Origin of the sequence: Pseudomonas paraveronii, from assembly GCF_963681955.1 — a bacterium.
Lineage (GTDB): Bacteria > Pseudomonadota > Gammaproteobacteria > Pseudomonadales > Pseudomonadaceae > Aquipseudomonas > Aquipseudomonas paraveronii.
Map to the genome: position 1 here is coordinate 3,202,866 of NZ_OY817130.1, position 15,448 is coordinate 3,218,313.

Here is a 15,448-nt window from a genome sequence, read left to right on the forward strand (position 1 = left end):
TCCAGACTGCCATCAACCGCGCACCTACGCGATGTACTAGCTTCATGGCAAGCAGGTGGCAGTATGGCGTGCAATCATAGGAGGTGAACCGAGTGTGCACTTAAGGAATGGGCCGTACTCAATAAACGTCGAATGGACATAAAGACAATGACCGCGAGGGTGAATGATGTTTAGGGATGAAAAAGAAATGCAGGAGGCGATGGGGGTTCATCTTCGAGAATTTAGCGGTCTAGGCGATATAATTATTCCGTGTGAGTACGAAAAAGACGGTGATGCACGGCGTAACCGCATCATCGAGTCGTATGAGTATTGCTGGAAGTGTGTGCGTGAGACGGTGCTTGTTAGTGAAGATAAAAATATTTCTCTATTCGCGTCGGAAATAATAAAGCCTGACTTTCTGTTGTACGACCCTGGGATGGAAACATTCGTAGTGGTCGAGCTCAAGAACTCTTCAAATCCCACAAGAGAAGCGGGGACAGAGTTGGGCGCATATACAAACGCCATTAAGGCGCATTTCCCACTCATTTCAAACGGTGATGTGATTTGCGTGATAGTCTCAAGTCACTGGCCGACGCTTTTAAGAAATTATTTGTTTAGTGAGATATTTTGGCACAAGAGAAACATTCTATGCCTGCAGCCAAAATCCACCTCTCCATTGCAGCTTGAACATCTTCCGCCGGAAAAGCTCCTCAATGCCAGTACATCATTGAAATTCAATAAGAATACCTTTTCTGGTCTTCAGAATTGCATATACGCAAATAACATATACAGCGGGGGTGATATTGAGGATTTGGACAAATATCTGGAGCAAATAAAGTCTGCGTTTGAGCGGATTGTTAGAAAGTCTAATGAAATCAATTCACATGGATTCGCCTTCCTGTGGCGAGATTTGAGAGCGCATACTGTAGCCAGATACAGTATTACGTACCTTGATATCAATCCGTGTGAGAAGTTTCAGCGCTACGAAGTCAGTGTCCCGAACAAGATATCTGAATCTCTACATGACGTTATTACAGAGTGGGAGACCTCCGGAGTTACCTACTCGACAATTAATACAATTTCGAAGGGTGACTACTTTCTCAAGAATATAGCAGGCCCCGTGCCTGAAGCTCCATCGCCTTGGCGGACGCTAAGGAAATTTATGCTTGACCATAGCGAGCTTATTTCTTTCAGGGCGTGGGGGGTTTTGGCAGATCTTCATGAGGAAGCACTTCTGGAGGAGTATAAATCTGATGGGGGTACTACGAAATATGACTGTCCCGCATTTGGTTTGAGATTTATATCGAGTATTGTTCCAGATTGATGTGTATTGGGGTCACGCCAGGAAGGAGCAGTGGCGCGCAAATACCAAAAGCAAAACCGCGCCGTCGTGAATAACACGAGGTCGAGGCTCGGGGTCCGTGAAAGGGAGGCTATAGGTTGGTGAAAGCGGCTAATTGGACACCTATCCAGCATAGCACATGATTTAACATAATATACATTATGCGAACCGTCGTGTGTAGAGCTGGGGGGCTCTTGGGTAAGATTTTAAGCCTGGCACTGACTCTCGCCACCTCAGGCCGAAAAAACAAACCCTCCATTTCACTTGCCAGCTTGCAACCCTGGTTTTCATTCTTCAGGATAACGTCCCATTCCAACGTTTGAATAAGGTTCTTCCCATGAAGCTACTGCGCATCTGGCGTGAGCGTCAGGAACGCAAAGCGCTGCGTGCACTGCCGAAGCTTGAGCGTGCAACACAAAAACTGCGTAACCGTTATCCGCAATTCAGCTTTGGTATTGGCACCTATGGCGATCTCAAGGTACATGACTGGCATGAAGGAACGACATTACGCGTAGGCGCTTATACGTCGATTGCCGGCAACGTGGAAGTGTATCTGGGCGGTCATCATCGCATCGACTGGCTAAGCTGTTATCCGTTTCCCGCCAAGGTCGAAGAAGTTGCCTATATCACTGACTTCGGCGGCAGCAATGGCGACGTAGTGATCGGCAATGATTGCTGGATCAGTTCCCATGCAAAAATTCTTTCGGGTATCACCATTGGCGATGGCGCCGTAGTGGCGGCCGGTGCGTTGGTGACCAAAGATGTGGCGCCCTATTCCATAGTCGGCGGAAACCCGGCCAAGTTTATCCGTTGGCGTTTTGATGAGCCTGTTCGCCAGGTCTTGGAACAATCCGCTTGGTGGTATTGGCCTGAGACCGAGGTACGCAGTGTCGCGCATCTGCTGTGCTCGTCTGATATCGAGCCGTTTATCGAGTACTTAAAACAACGCCAGTAAGGTGGAAAAATATAACTCAACTAAATAGATGTTTAGTTGAGTTATATATCAGCTGTGATGCTCAAAGCCGAAATCGATCCACCGACTGCGACAACTTCCCCGCCAACGCGGACAACTCGTCCGTCGTCGAGGCCGTCTTGCCGATCACCTGGCTATTGCGCTCCGACATACTGGCAATCATCTCCACTTGATGGGCAATTTCGTTGCTGGCCAGGCTTTGCTCGCTGATGGTGCGGGAGATGTCGTTGACCAACTCGGTGGTGTTGAGGGTGGCCTGGAGAATCTCGCGGATGGCGCGCTCGACTTCAGCAGTCACCGCCATGCCCTTGTCCACTTGAGTGACGCCCTCCTCCATGCTGGTCACCGCTTCCCGGGTGTTTTGCTGGATGCGACCGACCATGCTGGCAATCTCCTGGGTCGACGCGCTGGTGCGTCCGGCCAGGCTGCGCACCTCATCGGCGACCACCGCAAAACCGCGCCCCTGTTCACCGGCGCGGGCGGCTTCGATCGCGGCATTCAGGGCCAGCAGGTTGGTTTGATCGGCAATGCCCTTGATAACCTGGATAATGCTGAAGATTGCCTCGGACTCCTTGTCCAGCGTGCGGATGACTTGGGCCGACTGTTGCGCCGAACGGGCAATGCCGTCCATGTCACTGACCACCTGGTGGATCACCCGACCGCCGTCCTTGGCCAAGGCTTCTGCCTGGTTGGCCATATTCAGTGCGCGTGCGGCGTGTTGGGTGATTTCCTCGATGCTGGCGGTCATTTCACTGGCGGCCGCCGCCATGGTGCTGGCGGCGGCGCTTTGCTGCTGACTGCTGCCCGCCACCTCATGGCAACCCTGGCTCAGTTGCTCGCTCATGTCATTGACGCCGTGGGCATTGCTGCGCACCACTTCGATCATGCCGCGCAAATACGCCTGCATGGTGGAGAGGCTGCGTATCAGCGCGCTGGCCTCGTCCTTGCGGTCGGGCACGACAATCGGCTCGCTCAAATTGCCACGGGCGATACTGTCAGCAATTCGGCTCGCGGCCTGCAACGGATCCATGATGCTCCGGGTAACCCAGCGGCCCTGCGCAAGGAGCAGCAGCAGGCTCGCAATCAACACCACGCCCAAGGTGACGTTGGCGTTGCTGATGGTTTGTCGGGTACCGACGCTGGTTTGCTGCGTATTGTTTTCGATCAGCTCGCTGAGGCTCGCTAGCTGACCTTCCAACTGGCTGAAGGCAGTATTGAAGGTCTCCAGTTCGCCGCGAGCGGCCTCCGGGTTGTCCAGCGCGAGTGCCACAATGCGTTCACCGGCGTTGATATAGGTATCCAGGCTGGGTTTGATTTTTTCCAGGCTGGTCTTGAGCGTGTCGCCCAGCGGCAGCTTTAGATTGTCCTCCAGCACCTGGCGGAAATGCTCGGCATGCTCTTTGAGTGAACTGCTGACTTCGGCTTTGGTGCTGGTGCTTTTACCCAACCCGACCAACATCGCCGACAACACGTCGGCGCGCAGGGCATCGTGCATCATGTCGGCTTCCATGTGGTTGCGCAGCACCGTCATACTGGTCTCGTTATCCTGCACGGCATCGGCCATCCGGCCGTTTCCCAGGTAACCGGCCAGGCTCATGATCAAAGCGGTGAGCAACCCGGTCGCAATCAATAGCCATAAGCGTAATTTGATCGTCATGCTGGTCATTCCCATAGCCTGGATAGCTGGTTGGGAACCCAACCGCTTGAGCGTCGCTGATACTGTTATCGGCAGAGACTCCCTGTTATTGAAGCTCAATTGCTCAGATCTGCGCAGTTAAACTCAACGTCTTCCCCATCTTGTTTGCGCAGGGGGGGTTCTTTAAGCTGGCCGACCTTTGCTTCACCCGGAACTGCTCATGTCCAAACGTATCGCCCACCTTGCTTTGCTGCTTGGTCTGATCACTGCCGTCGGCCCCTTCGCCATCGACATCTACCTACCGGCGCTGCCGACTCTGGGCGCCAGCCTGCAGGCCTCACCGGCAGCGGTGCAGATGAGCCTCACAGTGTTCTTCATGATCATCGGCGTCTGCCAGTTGTTTTATGGCCCGATCAGCGATGTGTTCGGGCGCAAGCCGCCGATCTACGCCGGGTTGCTTATCTTCGCCGTGGGCAGTATCGGCTGCGCCCTGGCGCCGAGTATTGAAGTGCTGATTGGTTTTCGTGCGGTGCAGGCGTTTGGCGCGTGTGCGGGGATGGTGATTCCCCGGGCGATTGTGCGCGACCTGTATACCGGCCATGAAGCTGCGCGGCTGATGGCGTTGCTGATGCTGGTGATGAGTGTGTCGCCGATCCTGGCACCGTTGGCCGGTAGCCTGGTGATTGCGCTCTGGAGTTGGCGCGAGGTGTTTGCCGTGTTGGCGGTAGTGGCCGTGTTGTGCCTGGTCATGACCGTCGTACAACTGCCTGAAACCCACCCCGCCGAGCGTCGGTTGGGCAAGACCCTGGGGAATGCCTTCAGCAGTTATGGGGCGTTGCTGCGCGACCCGGTGTTCATCGGTTTGTCGGTGGTGTGCGGGTTTGGCCTGGCGACGTTCTTTGTATTTATTGGCAGCGCGCCGTTCGTATACATCGAGTATTTCGGGCTGACCCCCACCCAATTCAGCCTGTGCTTTGCGCTGAACGCCGCGTCATTTTTTGCCATGAGCCAGCTCACCGCACGCCTGGGCGCACGCTTCGGCCTGGCGCCGCTGATTCGCTGGTCGGTGGTGGGCGTGGCCGCGGTCATGGTATTGCTCGCCGCTACGACGCTATGGGGCAGCCACCTAGGCTTGATGATGTCGCTGTTGTTTATCGGCTTCGGTTTCCTCGGCTTGCTGTTGCCAGCGGCCGGCGTGTTGTCCCTGGAAGACCACGGCGCGGTGGCCGGTTCCGCATCGGCGTTGCTCGGCGCGATCCAGATGATCACGGCGGCCGTTTCCATGACCCTGGTGGGCGTCTTTGCCGATCACACCCCGGCGCCGATGCTGATCGGCATCGCGCTGTGTGCCGTTGCGGCGCTGCTGACCACGCTGTGGACCTTGCGCCGCCTGCCGGCGCACTTGCTGCCCGGTGCCCCGCCCTCCTCCTGAGCCGAGCCTGACGCGGACCGCGCGTTTTTCGCCGGTCGCCGTCGGCTAAAGATCAAACCGCTCCACCGCTCGCCGTCGCTCATTGTCGTCACGCACGTCGTAGTTCGCGGTGGTCTGGATATTGGTGTGGTGCGCCAGTTTCTGCGCGATGGACAGGTCATGCTCCTCAATCACCCGCGTGATGAAGGAGCGCCGGAAATCATGCGGCATGATCTTCACCCCCACCTGCTGACCACGCTGGCGGGCGATGTAGTAAATCGCATGCTTGGTGATGCGTTCGCGGGTGATATGGCTGCCCCTGCGGATGCGGTTGAACAGGAAGGAATCGTCCTGCTCGCCTTCCTTGAGTTGTTCGCGCCGGAATTCGAGCCAGGCCTGCAATTTGGCGAAGGCCCAGCCCGGCGCGTATTTGATCAGTTCCTTGTTGCCCTTGCCAATCACGCGCAGGCTGCGCTCGTCAAAGTTGATCTGTGCGAGGTCGAGGTTGACCGACTCCGACTTACGCATGCCCGAGCCGTACAAAATACCGATCACTGCAGCATCGCGCAGGCCCTGGGGCCGCGGGTCGGCGGCGCATACATCCATCATTTCGCGGATCAGCGTGCGACGCAGGTTGCGCCCCTGGCTCAGGCGCGTGCCGGACGCGGCCTTGACCGTGCGCATTTTCAGCAGGTGTTCCTGGCTGATCAGGCTCATGCGCCAGGCTTCGTTCATCACCCCGCGCACGGCGTTTACATACAGCGACGAGGTATTGGGCGCGTAGCCGTCCTCGCGCAAGGCCGCAACCAGCGCGATCACCTGTTCGGGTTGCAGCAGGTGCCAGTCGATGTCTTCAAGGTTGATGTCCTCGAAGCCGAGGCGGTCGGCGGCGTCCTGCAGCACGTAGCGCATGGTCAGTTGGCTGGAGGGCGCCAGGCGGGTGAGGTAGAGGGTCAGCGGGTTGCGGATTGACTCAGTCAAGGTAGATCGGCCTTTGGATTAAATACCTCGAACAAGTCTTTGTTTATTCGAGATATTCATTGAATTGGCGAGGGCCGAGTCTAACGCACCATCGGCCCTGGTACCCAATCACGGGGCGGTTTCTTCATCCCCGCTCGATTCCTGGGGCGGGGTCTGCGCCTGACTCCATTCAGCATCCTGTTTCTGCATCAGCGCGAACCAGTGCTGACGCATGAATGTCAGGTAGGCCTGCGGTGCCTTGGCAAAATCCTTCTCGTCGCTGTAGCAACCCGGCAAAGGCAATTCAGTGCCCTGCTCCTTGTACTGGCTGACCAGCGCCTGTTGCCCGGCGACGCTGCAATCCTTGGGCAATGGCATGCCACGCAATGCCCCGGCTTCTTCGTCCCACCAGGCCGCGCCGACCCGGTCGACGCCACGCAGGCGGTACTTCTGCGACTTGCCGACATGCATGATCAGCTTGAATTCATTGGGGCTGACATCACTGGTGCAGCTGCGCGTGTAACCCACGGTGGCCTGGGTGATGCCGTCGCCGGAAAGGTCGGTGACCTTGGTCGCCGCCATGTCAAAGCGCAGCGCGGCATCGAATTCGCAGCGCTGCACGTCGTCGTAGAGCATCCATATGCGTTTGGGGCGGTCACCGTCGAGCAAGTACTGGGCCGCGTAGACAAGCGCCGACTGGGTGCCGTCATCCTCGCGTTGGTTGATTTGCTCGGCCAGCACCAGCAGGTTCTTGCCCTGGCGGTCGTCCCAGGTATAGGCGGCGACCTGCTTGCCTTGCACTTCAACCCCCTCTGGCACTTGAGCGAGCGTGGTCAGCGCCACGCCCTCATCCGCGCATACGGTGGTGACGCAGGCTGCGTTCATCAACAATCCCATCAACACGGGCCGCCATTGGCCGCCTAAACGCTGCACGCTATTCATCCGAGTACCCTGGCAAGAGATGGCTTACTTTACCGGCACTTGAGGGGCAATGCAGAGAAGATTCTTCAATAAACACAAGCGGCAGAGCGTGCCGTGACGCGCAGCGCCGATCCACGTCCACCCAGTTGCGCCCAGCGCCATGCAAAACGTTCCTATTACGCTAAATAAACAACGCCTTCAGAGCCTTAGTTGTTTAGCTGAACCCTAGCTGTCTACCTGTCAAATAAACGAGTTTTTCATCTGGCTTTCATATTCGTTAAACATTTTTACGCTTAATCTTGGTCGCAGGACTTGAGAACGAACCGCGTTATGCCGACTAACTTATTGATTCCGCTTGATCTTTGTGAATTATGGTCTTTACTCCCTGATGCACATGGAAGACTTCAATAGCCCATCAGGATGGTCGGATGAATACCCCAATTCCACTCCAGGTTTAACCAAGCACCTGCCTTTTCGGCCCGTGATTGTTGTCTCTACGCTCCAAGTTGCTCAAACCCCGAGGTCATGAATCTTTGAAACCCTACCCTATTCATTGTGTGTCGATCGTTATCCCGGTCTACAACGAACAAGAAAGCCTGCCTGAATTGCTGCGTCGCACGACGGCAGCCTGCAAGCAACTGGCCTACGAATACGAAATCATCCTGGTGGATGACGGTAGCCGCGACAAATCCGCCCAATTGCTCGAAGACGCTGCCGCCGAAGACGGCAGCAACGTGGTCGCGGTGATCCTCAACCGCAACTACGGTCAGCATGCGGCGATCATGGCCGGTTTCGAGCAGTGTCGGGGCGACGTGGTGATTACGCTCGACGCCGACCTGCAGAACCCGCCGGAAGAAATCCCGCGCCTGGTAGAACAAGCCGCCCTGGGCTACGACGTGGTTGCCACCGTGCGCAACAACCGCCAGGACTCGGCCTTTCGCCGCTGGCCGTCGCGCCTGATCAACCTGGCCGTGCAGCGCTCGACCGGCGTCGCCATGACTGACTACGGCTGCATGCTGCGCGCGTACCGCCGCACCATCGTCGACGCCATGCTCGCCTGCCGCGAACGCAGCACGTTTATCCCGATCCTGGCCAACGGCTTTGCCCGTCACACCACGGAAATTCTCGTACACCATGCCGAGCGCGAACACGGCGAATCCAAATACAGCGCCATGCGCCTGATCAGCCTGATGTTCGACCTGCTGACCTGCATGACCACCACCCCGCTGCGCCTGCTGTCCATCGTCGGTTTCAGCCTGGCGGGCCTGGGCGTTTTGTTCGCCTTTGCGCTGATCGTCCTGCGCCTGGCCTTTGGCGCCCAATGGGCCGGCGATGGCATGTTCGTGCTGTTCGCAGTGCTGTTCGTGTTCACCGGCGGCCAGTTCATCGGCATGGGCCTCTTGGGTGAGTACCTGGGCCGCATGTACAGCGATGTGCGCGCCCGCCCACGGTTCTTTATTGAAAAAGTGCTGCGCAACCAACCGGCAGCACCGGCACCCGTGGTCGTCCTTGACGGCTTGGCGTCCTCCCATACCACCACTACTTCCCCTTCCGATCAGGTTTCGTCATGAATTCAAAAGCTGTTGTCTTCGCTTACCACGATATTGGCTGTGCTGGCATTGAAGCCCTGCTGAATGCCGGTTACGACATTGCTGCCGTGTTCACCCATGCCGATGACCCCAAGGAAAACAATTTCTACGGTTCCGTCGCGCAACTGTGCGCCCGCAAAGGCATCCCGGTGCATGCACCGGAGGACGCCAACCACCCGCTGTGGATCGAGCGCATCGCCAAGCTCAACCCGGACTTCATCTTCTCCTTCTACTACCGCAACCTGCTGAGCGAACCCCTGCTGGCCACCGCCCGCAAAGGCGCGTTCAACCTGCACGGCTCGCTGCTGCCGAAATACCGTGGCCGCGCACCCGCCAACTGGGTCCTGGTCAAAGGCGAAACCGAAACCGGCGTGACCCTGCACCGCATGGTCACGCGTGCCGATGCCGGCGCGATCCTGGCCCAGCAGAAAGTCGCGATCGAGCGCTCCGACACCGGCCTGACCCTGCACGCCAAACTGCGTGACGCCGCCAGCAGCCTGCTGCGCGATGCCTTGCCGCAACTGGCCGCAGGCAAACTGACCGAAACCGCCCAGGACGAAAGCCAGGCCACTTATTTCGGCCGCCGCACCCCAGCGGATGGCAAGTTGGAGTGGCAAAAACCGGCTGAAGAGCTGTTCAACCTGGTGCGCGCAGTGACTCAACCGTACCCGGGCGCTTTCTGCGCCGTGGGCGAGCACAAGCTGATCGTGTGGCAAGCCGAAGTGGTCCAGGGCAACGAAGGCCTGGCGCCTGGCCGTGTGATCAGCGTCAACCCGCTGCGCATCGCGTGCGCTGAAGACTCGCTGGTGATCAAGTTCGGCCAGCGCAACGACAACGGCCTGTACCTGGCCGGTCCGTCCCTGGCCAACGAATTGGGCCTGGTGGACGGTTCGGTCCTGCGCGGCGCCGAGTCTGGCCGCAAGCCACGTCGCACCCGCGTGCTGATCCTGGGCGTGAACGGCTTTATCGGTAACCACCTGTCCGAGCGCCTGCTGCGTGACGACCGTTACGAAGTCTACGGCCTGGACATCGGCTCCGACGCCATCGAGCGCCTGCGCAGCCACCCGAACTTCCATTACGTGGAAGGCGATATCAGCATCCACACCGAGTGGATCGAGTACCACATCAAGAAATGCGACGTGGTCCTGCCGCTGGTGGCCATCGCCACGCCGATCGAATACACCCGCAACCCGCTGCGTGTGTTCGAGCTGGACTTCGAAGAGAACCTCAAGCTGGTTCGCTACTGCGTCAAGTACAACAAGCGCGTGATTTTCCCGTCGACTTCCGAAGTCTATGGCATGTGCCAGGACCAGTACTTCGATGAAGACACCTCCAACCTGGTGGTCGGCCCGGTCAACAAGCAACGCTGGATCTACTCGGTCTCCAAGCAACTGCTGGACCGCGTGATCTGGGCCTACGGCGCCAAGGGCCTGAAGTTCACCCTGTTCCGTCCATTCAACTGGATGGGCCCACGCCTGGACCGCCTGGACTCGGCCCGTATCGGCAGCTCCCGTGCGATCACCCAGTTGATCCTGAACCTGGTGGAAGGTACGCCGATCCGCCTGTTCGACGGTGGCGAGCAGAAACGCTGCTTCACCGACATTGCCGACGGCATCGAAGCCCTGGCGCGCATCATTGATAACGACAACGATGCGTGCAACGGTCAGATCATCAACATCGGTAACCCGGAAAACGAAGCGAGCATCCGCCAGTTGGGCGAAGAACTGCTGCGTCAGTTCGAAGCTCACCCACTGCGCAGCAACTTCCCGCCGTTCGCCGGTTTCCGGGACGTCGAAAGCAAGGCATTCTACGGCACCGGTTACCAGGACGTGGCCCACCGCAAACCAAGCATCGAAAACGCCAAGCGCCTGCTGAACTGGGAACCCACCGTGGAGATGAGCGAAACCATCGGTAACACCCTGGACTTCTTCCTGCGTGAAGCCATGCTCGAAATCGCGGACAAGCGCTGATGCACGCAGGTCTTCGCATCGACGTCGACACTTACCGTGGCACTCGCGAAGGCGTGCCACGGTTGCTCGAATCCCTGGATGAAGCCGGGGTGAAAGCGACGTTTTTCTTCAGTGTCGGGCCGGACAATATGGGGCGCCACTTGTGGCGCCTGATCCGCCCGCAATTTCTGTGGAAGATGCTGCGTTCCAACGCTGTCGGCCTGTATGGCTGGGATATCTTGCTGGCCGGCACCGCCTGGCCGGGCAAGCCGATCGGCCGTGACCTGGGGCACTTGATGCGCCAGGCCAAGGCCGCCGGGCATGAAGTCGGCCTGCACGCCTGGGATCACCATGGTTGGCAGGCCAACGCCGGGCGTTGGAGCGACGCACAGTTGATCGAGCAGATTCGACGCGGTGTGGACACCTTGAGCGACATCCTCGGTGAACGTATCGACTGTTCAGCGGCCGCCGGTTGGCGCGCCGATGAACGCGTGGTGCAAGCCAAGCAAGGCTTCAACTTTCGCTACAACAGCGATTGCCGGGGCACCAGTCTGTTTCGTCCGACCCTGGCCGATGGCAGCGCAGGCACCCCACAGATTCCGGTAGACCTGCCGACCTTCGACGAAGTCGTCGGGCCGGTGGTGGCTGCCAAGGATTTCAACGGGTTCATCCTCGACCGCTTTGCACAGTCAAAGCTGAACGTGTACACGATCCACGCAGAAGTAGAAGGGATTCTGATGGCCAATGATTTTCGCCAGTTGCTGGCCCAGGCAGGGCAGCGCGGCATCCATTTCAAACCGCTGGGCGACTTGTTGCCGGCGGACGTCTCAACCCTGCCCCAGCAACAACTGGTGCGCGGCGCCCTGAGCGGCCGTGAGGGTTGGCTCGGAGTGCAGCAGGCATGATCCGCCGTTGGGCGCTGCCCCTGCTGCTGTTGGCATTCGGCGCATTTTATCTGTTACCCCTGGCCACCCATGGCCTGTGGATTCCGGATGAAACCCGCTATGCACAGATCAGCCAGGAAATGCTGCTGACCGGCAAATGGGCGTCGCCGCACTTTATGGGCATTCGCTATTTCGAAAAACCGGCTGCCGGTTACTGGATGATCGCGCTGGGCCAGGCGATCTTCGGGCAAAACCTGTTCGGCGTGCGGTTTGTGTCGGCCTTGAGTACCGGGCTCAGCGTGCTGCTGGTGTACCTGGTGTCGCGCCGGTTGTGGAATGACCCGCACAAGAGCCTGGTCAGCACGCTGCTGTACATGAGCTTTGTCAGCGTCGCGGCGCTGGGCGGTTATGCCAACCTGGACCCGCAGTTCACCTTCTGGGTCAACCTGACCGGCGTGGCGCTGTGGTTTTGCTTCGACAGCCGCACGCGCAGCGCTCGCGTCGGGTCCTGGGCGTTGCTCGGGGTTGCCTGTGCCATGGGCTTCATGACCAAAGGCTTCCTCGCGTGGCTGCTGCCGGTGCTGATCGCCCTGCCCTACGCGATCTGGCAGAAGCGCCTGCGCGACCTGCTGGGTTATGGACTGATTGCCGTCGCCGTGGCGATTGCCATCAGCTTGCCCTGGGCACTTGCGGTGCATAGCCAGGAGCCGGATTACTGGAACTTCTTCTTCTGGCACGAGCATATCCAGCGCTTTGCCGGCGAAGATGCGCAACACGCCGAGCCACTCTGGTACTACCTGCCGCTGCTGGTCGCATTCACCCTGCCGTGGGTGGCGCTGTTGCCGTCCACCGTCAAGCAAGCGTGGCAGCACAAGCGCACGCCAAACATCGCCTTCCTGCTGCTGTGGCTGCTGATGCCCCTGGCACTGTTCAGCCTGGCCAAGGGCAAGCTGCCGTCCTACATCATGCCGTGCCTGCTGCCGCTGGCGTTGCTCATGGGTAACGCGCTGACCGACAAGCTGGCCCAGGCCCAAGGCCGCACATTGCGCATCAACGGCTGGCTGAACCTGATCCTCGGGGTTGTGGCTTTGCTCGCGCTGACGTGGTTCCAACTGAAAAAACCGCTGTACGAGCACGGCCAGGAAACTCTCGGCCTGGTGCTGGTGTTCGCCTGCCTGTTCGGCTGGATCATCGTCAACCTGCTGCAGGCTGCACGCCCATTGAAATTGTGGGCCGCGCCGGCGCTGGGCAGTTGGTTGCTGGTGGCGTTGGCGCCGGCCTCGCTGCCCCATTCGGTGGTGTACAACAAGACCCCGGATCAATTCATCATTGACCACCTGCCGGACCTGCAGCCGACGTCCGCGCTGCTCAGCAATGACCTGGGCGCGGCATCGGCCCTGGCATGGCGCCTGCAACGTGCTGACGTCACCCTCTATAACACCGCTGGCGAAGTGAAATACGGCCTCGCCTACCCGGACGCCGCCCAGCGTAAGGTCGACATGACCCAGGTCCAGCAATGGATGAGCCAAGCCCGCCAAAAAGGCGCGGTGGGGGTGGTGATGCGCGTCAAAGGTGACGACGAGATCGCCGAAGTGAACCTGCTGCCCCAGGACGGCAAGCGCTATGAGCAAGGCAATCTCATGATTCTGATTTTCCCGCAGGCAGCGCCATGATCACCCTGTTCTTGTTGTTAGCCGCCTGCCTGCTCACCTGCATGGGCCAGGTCGCGCAGAAGTTTGCCGTGGAAAGCTGGCGCGAACAGCCTGACGGTTGGGCGCTGAAACTGCGCTCACCCTGGTTATGGGCAGCGCTGCTGTGCCTGGGTTGTGGCCTGCTGGTCTGGCTGCTGGTGCTGCAGCGCCTCGAAGTCGGGATTGCCTACCCCATGCTCAGCCTCAATTTCGTATTGGTCACGCTAATGGCGCGCTTCGTATTCAAGGAACACATCGACACTCGGCATTGGCTGGGCGTGGTGCTGGTGATTGCCGGCGTCGTGCTGCTGGGGCGCCAAGTATGAGCCGGGGACGCGGGTTTGCCTTCGCCCTGGGCAGTGTCGGCCTGGTCAGCGCCGCCCAGTTGGGGATGCGCTGGAGCATGACGCGCCTGCCCCTGCCTGACGAATGGCTCGGCGCGTTCAGCAGCAACGCCATCGATCTGGGCGCCCTCGGCGTGGTGAGCCTGGCGATCCTCGCTTATGCGCTGTCGATGCTGTGCTGGCTCTGTGCGCTCAAGGATTTGCCCCTGGGCCGCGCCTATTCGCTGCTCAGTATCAGCTACGCGCTGGTCTACCTGTTGGCCGCCAGCCTGCCGGTGTTCAACGAACATTTTTCGCTTTCAAAAACCCTGGGGGTGGCCTTGGTCATCCTCGGTGTACTGGTTATTAACTCTCGTCGTGCTAGCGCAGCAAGCCCTAGGAATGCCCCATGAAAATCAGTGTATTTGGTAGTGGTTACGTCGGTCTGGTACAGGCCACCGTATTAGCCGAAGTCGGTCACGATGTCATCTGCATGGACGTTGATCAAAACAAGGTCCGGCTGCTGCAGCAGGGCCATGTGAGCATTTTCGAGCCAGGGTTGGCGGCGATGGTCAAGGAGAACCTGGAAAGCGGACGGCTGAGCTTCACCTTTGATGAAAAGCTCGCCGTCGAACATGGCGAGGTGCTGTTTATCGCGGTGGGTACGCCGTCGGATGAAGACGGTTCGGCCGACTTGAAATACGTGCTGTCGGTAGGCGATGCGGTCGCCCGCCATCGGATCGAGCCGGTGATCCTGGTGGAAAAATCCACCGTCCCCGTCGGCACCGGCGACACCTTGCGAGCCCATATCGAAAAGGCCCTGCATCTGGCCGGCCGGCACTTGGAGTTCGATATCGTCTCCAACCCGGAATTCCTCAAGGAAGGCTCGGCGGTTGCCGACTGCCGCCGCCCGGACCGCATCATCATCGGCTGCGAGCGTGAAGAAGTGCGTGAGGTCATGCGCGACCTGTACGCGCCCTTCAACCGCAACCACGATCGCATCATCTTTATGGACCTGCGCAGCGCCGAACTGACCAAGTACGCCGCCAACTGCATGCTGGCCACCAAGATCAGCTTTATCAACCAGATCGCCGAGCTGGCCGAACACCTGGGGGCGGACATCGAAGCGGTGCGCCTGGGGATCGGCGCCGACTCGCGCATCGGCTATCACTTCATCTACCCAGGCTGCGGCTACGGCGGCTCGTGCTTCCCCAAGGACATGCGCGCCCTGATCCACAGCGCCAAGCAGGCCCATTGCTCGAGCGACCTGCTCGAAGCCGTCGAAGCGATCAACCAGCGCCAGAAGAGCAAGCTGTATGAACGCATCAACGCCTTCTTCAAGGGCAACCTGCGCGGTAAGACCTTCGCCCTGTGGGGCCTGGCCTTCAAACCTAACACCGACGACATGCGCGATGCCCCGAGCCGCGTGCTGATGGAAGCGCTGTGGGCTGCCGGCGCCACCGTGCGCGCATTTGACCCGGAAGCCATGCAGGAAACCCAGCGGATTTACGGTGACGCCCCACGGCTGATGTTGATGGGGACTCCGGAATCCACCCTGAGCGGCGCCGATGCGTTGATCGTCTGCACGGAATGGCAGCAGTTCAAGGCACCGGATTTCGACCTGATCCACCAACGCCTGAACACCCCGGTGATCTTCGACGGTCGCAACCTGTATGACGGCGAGCGCCTGGCGCGCAAAGGCTTCCAGTATTTCCCGATGGGCCGGGGCGACTCCTGCCAGTTGCCGATTCCCCAACAACAGTGGGTGCCGCACGTTGTGGAAGCCTGAC

At 59.1% G+C, this 15,448-nt stretch carries 13 protein-coding genes and 1 pseudogene; 10 read left to right on the forward strand and 4 right to left on the reverse strand.

Annotated features, from left to right (window positions below):
• Nucleotides 1–163 precede the first annotated feature (163 nt).
• On the forward strand, nt 164–1,303 hold the full coding sequence (locus tag U5A08_RS14550) for a hypothetical protein (protein WP_321852149.1): 1,140 nt from the start codon (nt 164–166) through the stop codon (nt 1,301–1,303).
• A 355-nt stretch (nt 1,304–1,658) separates the two neighbouring features.
• Nucleotides 1,659–2,276: a CatB-related O-acetyltransferase gene (locus U5A08_RS14555; protein WP_247397554.1), complete on the forward strand. Its 618-nt coding sequence runs from the start codon at nt 1,659–1,661 to the stop codon at nt 2,274–2,276.
• Nucleotides 2,277–2,337: 61 nt separating this feature from the next.
• Here U5A08_RS14555 and U5A08_RS29920 read toward each other — a convergent pair whose 3' ends face one another.
• Both U5A08_RS29920 and U5A08_RS29925 read right to left on the reverse strand, forming a co-directional pair.
• On the reverse strand, nt 2,338–3,201 hold the full coding sequence (locus U5A08_RS29920; protein WP_373423758.1) for a methyl-accepting chemotaxis protein: 864 nt from the start codon (nt 3,199–3,201) through the stop codon (nt 2,338–2,340).
• Nucleotides 3,196–3,966 (reverse strand): annotated as a pseudogene (locus tag U5A08_RS29925) (MCP four helix bundle domain-containing protein); the annotation flags it as partial. The gene U5A08_RS29920 and the pseudogene U5A08_RS29925, both read right to left, overlap by 6 nt.
• A 184-nt stretch (nt 3,967–4,150) precedes the next feature.
• Here U5A08_RS29925 and U5A08_RS14565 point away from each other — a divergent pair.
• Nucleotides 4,151–5,362 carry a multidrug effflux MFS transporter gene (locus U5A08_RS14565; RefSeq protein ID WP_321847224.1) on the forward strand — a complete coding sequence of 404 codons (1,212 nt, stop codon included), beginning with the start codon at nt 4,151–4,153 and terminating at the stop codon, nt 5,360–5,362.
• 45 nt (nt 5,363–5,407) lie between these two features.
• Here U5A08_RS14565 and U5A08_RS14570 read toward each other — a convergent pair whose 3' ends face one another.
• Together U5A08_RS14570 and U5A08_RS14575 are read right to left on the reverse strand one after the other, a co-directional pair.
• Nucleotides 5,408–6,322, reverse strand: coding sequence for a site-specific integrase (locus U5A08_RS14570; protein WP_253395903.1), 915 nt, complete (start codon nt 6,320–6,322; stop codon nt 5,408–5,410).
• A gap of 108 nt (nt 6,323–6,430) precedes the next feature.
• On the reverse strand, nt 6,431–7,243 hold the full coding sequence (locus U5A08_RS14575; RefSeq protein ID WP_321847225.1) for a M949_RS01915 family surface polysaccharide biosynthesis protein: 813 nt from the start codon (nt 7,241–7,243) through the stop codon (nt 6,431–6,433).
• Between the two features lie 512 nt (nt 7,244–7,755).
• Here U5A08_RS14575 and arnC point away from each other — a divergent pair.
• The 7 genes from arnC to U5A08_RS14610 are packed head-to-tail and all read left to right on the forward strand — an operon-like array spanning nt 7,756 to nt 15,447.
• The gene (arnC, locus tag U5A08_RS14580) at nt 7,756–8,793 is read left to right on the forward strand and encodes an undecaprenyl-phosphate 4-deoxy-4-formamido-L-arabinose transferase (RefSeq protein WP_247402749.1); all 1,038 of its coding nucleotides are present in this window, start codon (nt 7,756–7,758) and stop codon (nt 8,791–8,793) included.
• Entirely contained in the window at nt 8,790–10,781 is a 1,992-nt protein-coding gene (arnA, locus tag U5A08_RS14585) for a bifunctional UDP-4-amino-4-deoxy-L-arabinose formyltransferase/UDP-glucuronic acid oxidase ArnA (protein WP_321847226.1), read from the forward strand. The genes arnC and arnA overlap by 4 nt, the downstream gene beginning before the upstream one ends.
• Complete coding sequence (gene arnD, locus U5A08_RS14590) at nt 10,781–11,665, forward strand: 4-deoxy-4-formamido-L-arabinose-phosphoundecaprenol deformylase (RefSeq protein WP_253395909.1); 885 nt, start codon at nt 10,781–10,783, stop codon at nt 11,663–11,665. The genes arnA and arnD overlap by 1 nt, the downstream gene beginning before the upstream one ends.
• Nucleotides 11,662–13,317 (forward strand): lipid IV(A) 4-amino-4-deoxy-L-arabinosyltransferase, encoded by a 1,656-nt coding sequence (gene arnT / locus U5A08_RS14595; RefSeq protein WP_253395911.1) that lies wholly within the window; start codon nt 11,662–11,664, stop codon nt 13,315–13,317. The genes arnD and arnT overlap by 4 nt, the downstream gene beginning before the upstream one ends.
• Nucleotides 13,314–13,661, forward strand: a complete 348-nt coding sequence (arnE, locus tag U5A08_RS14600) for a 4-amino-4-deoxy-L-arabinose-phosphoundecaprenol flippase subunit ArnE (protein WP_253395914.1) — start codon at nt 13,314–13,316, stop codon at nt 13,659–13,661. Before arnT ends, arnE begins: the two co-directional genes overlap by 4 nt.
• Complete coding sequence (gene arnF, locus U5A08_RS14605; RefSeq protein WP_253395917.1) at nt 13,658–14,071, forward strand: 4-amino-4-deoxy-L-arabinose-phosphoundecaprenol flippase subunit ArnF; 414 nt, start codon at nt 13,658–13,660, stop codon at nt 14,069–14,071. The genes arnE and arnF overlap by 4 nt, the downstream gene beginning before the upstream one ends.
• A complete protein-coding gene (locus U5A08_RS14610) occupies nt 14,068–15,447 on the forward strand; it encodes a UDP-glucose dehydrogenase family protein (protein WP_247402738.1) in 1,380 nt (459 codons plus the stop codon). Before arnF ends, U5A08_RS14610 begins: the two co-directional genes overlap by 4 nt.
• Nucleotide 15,448 lies beyond the last annotated feature (1 nt).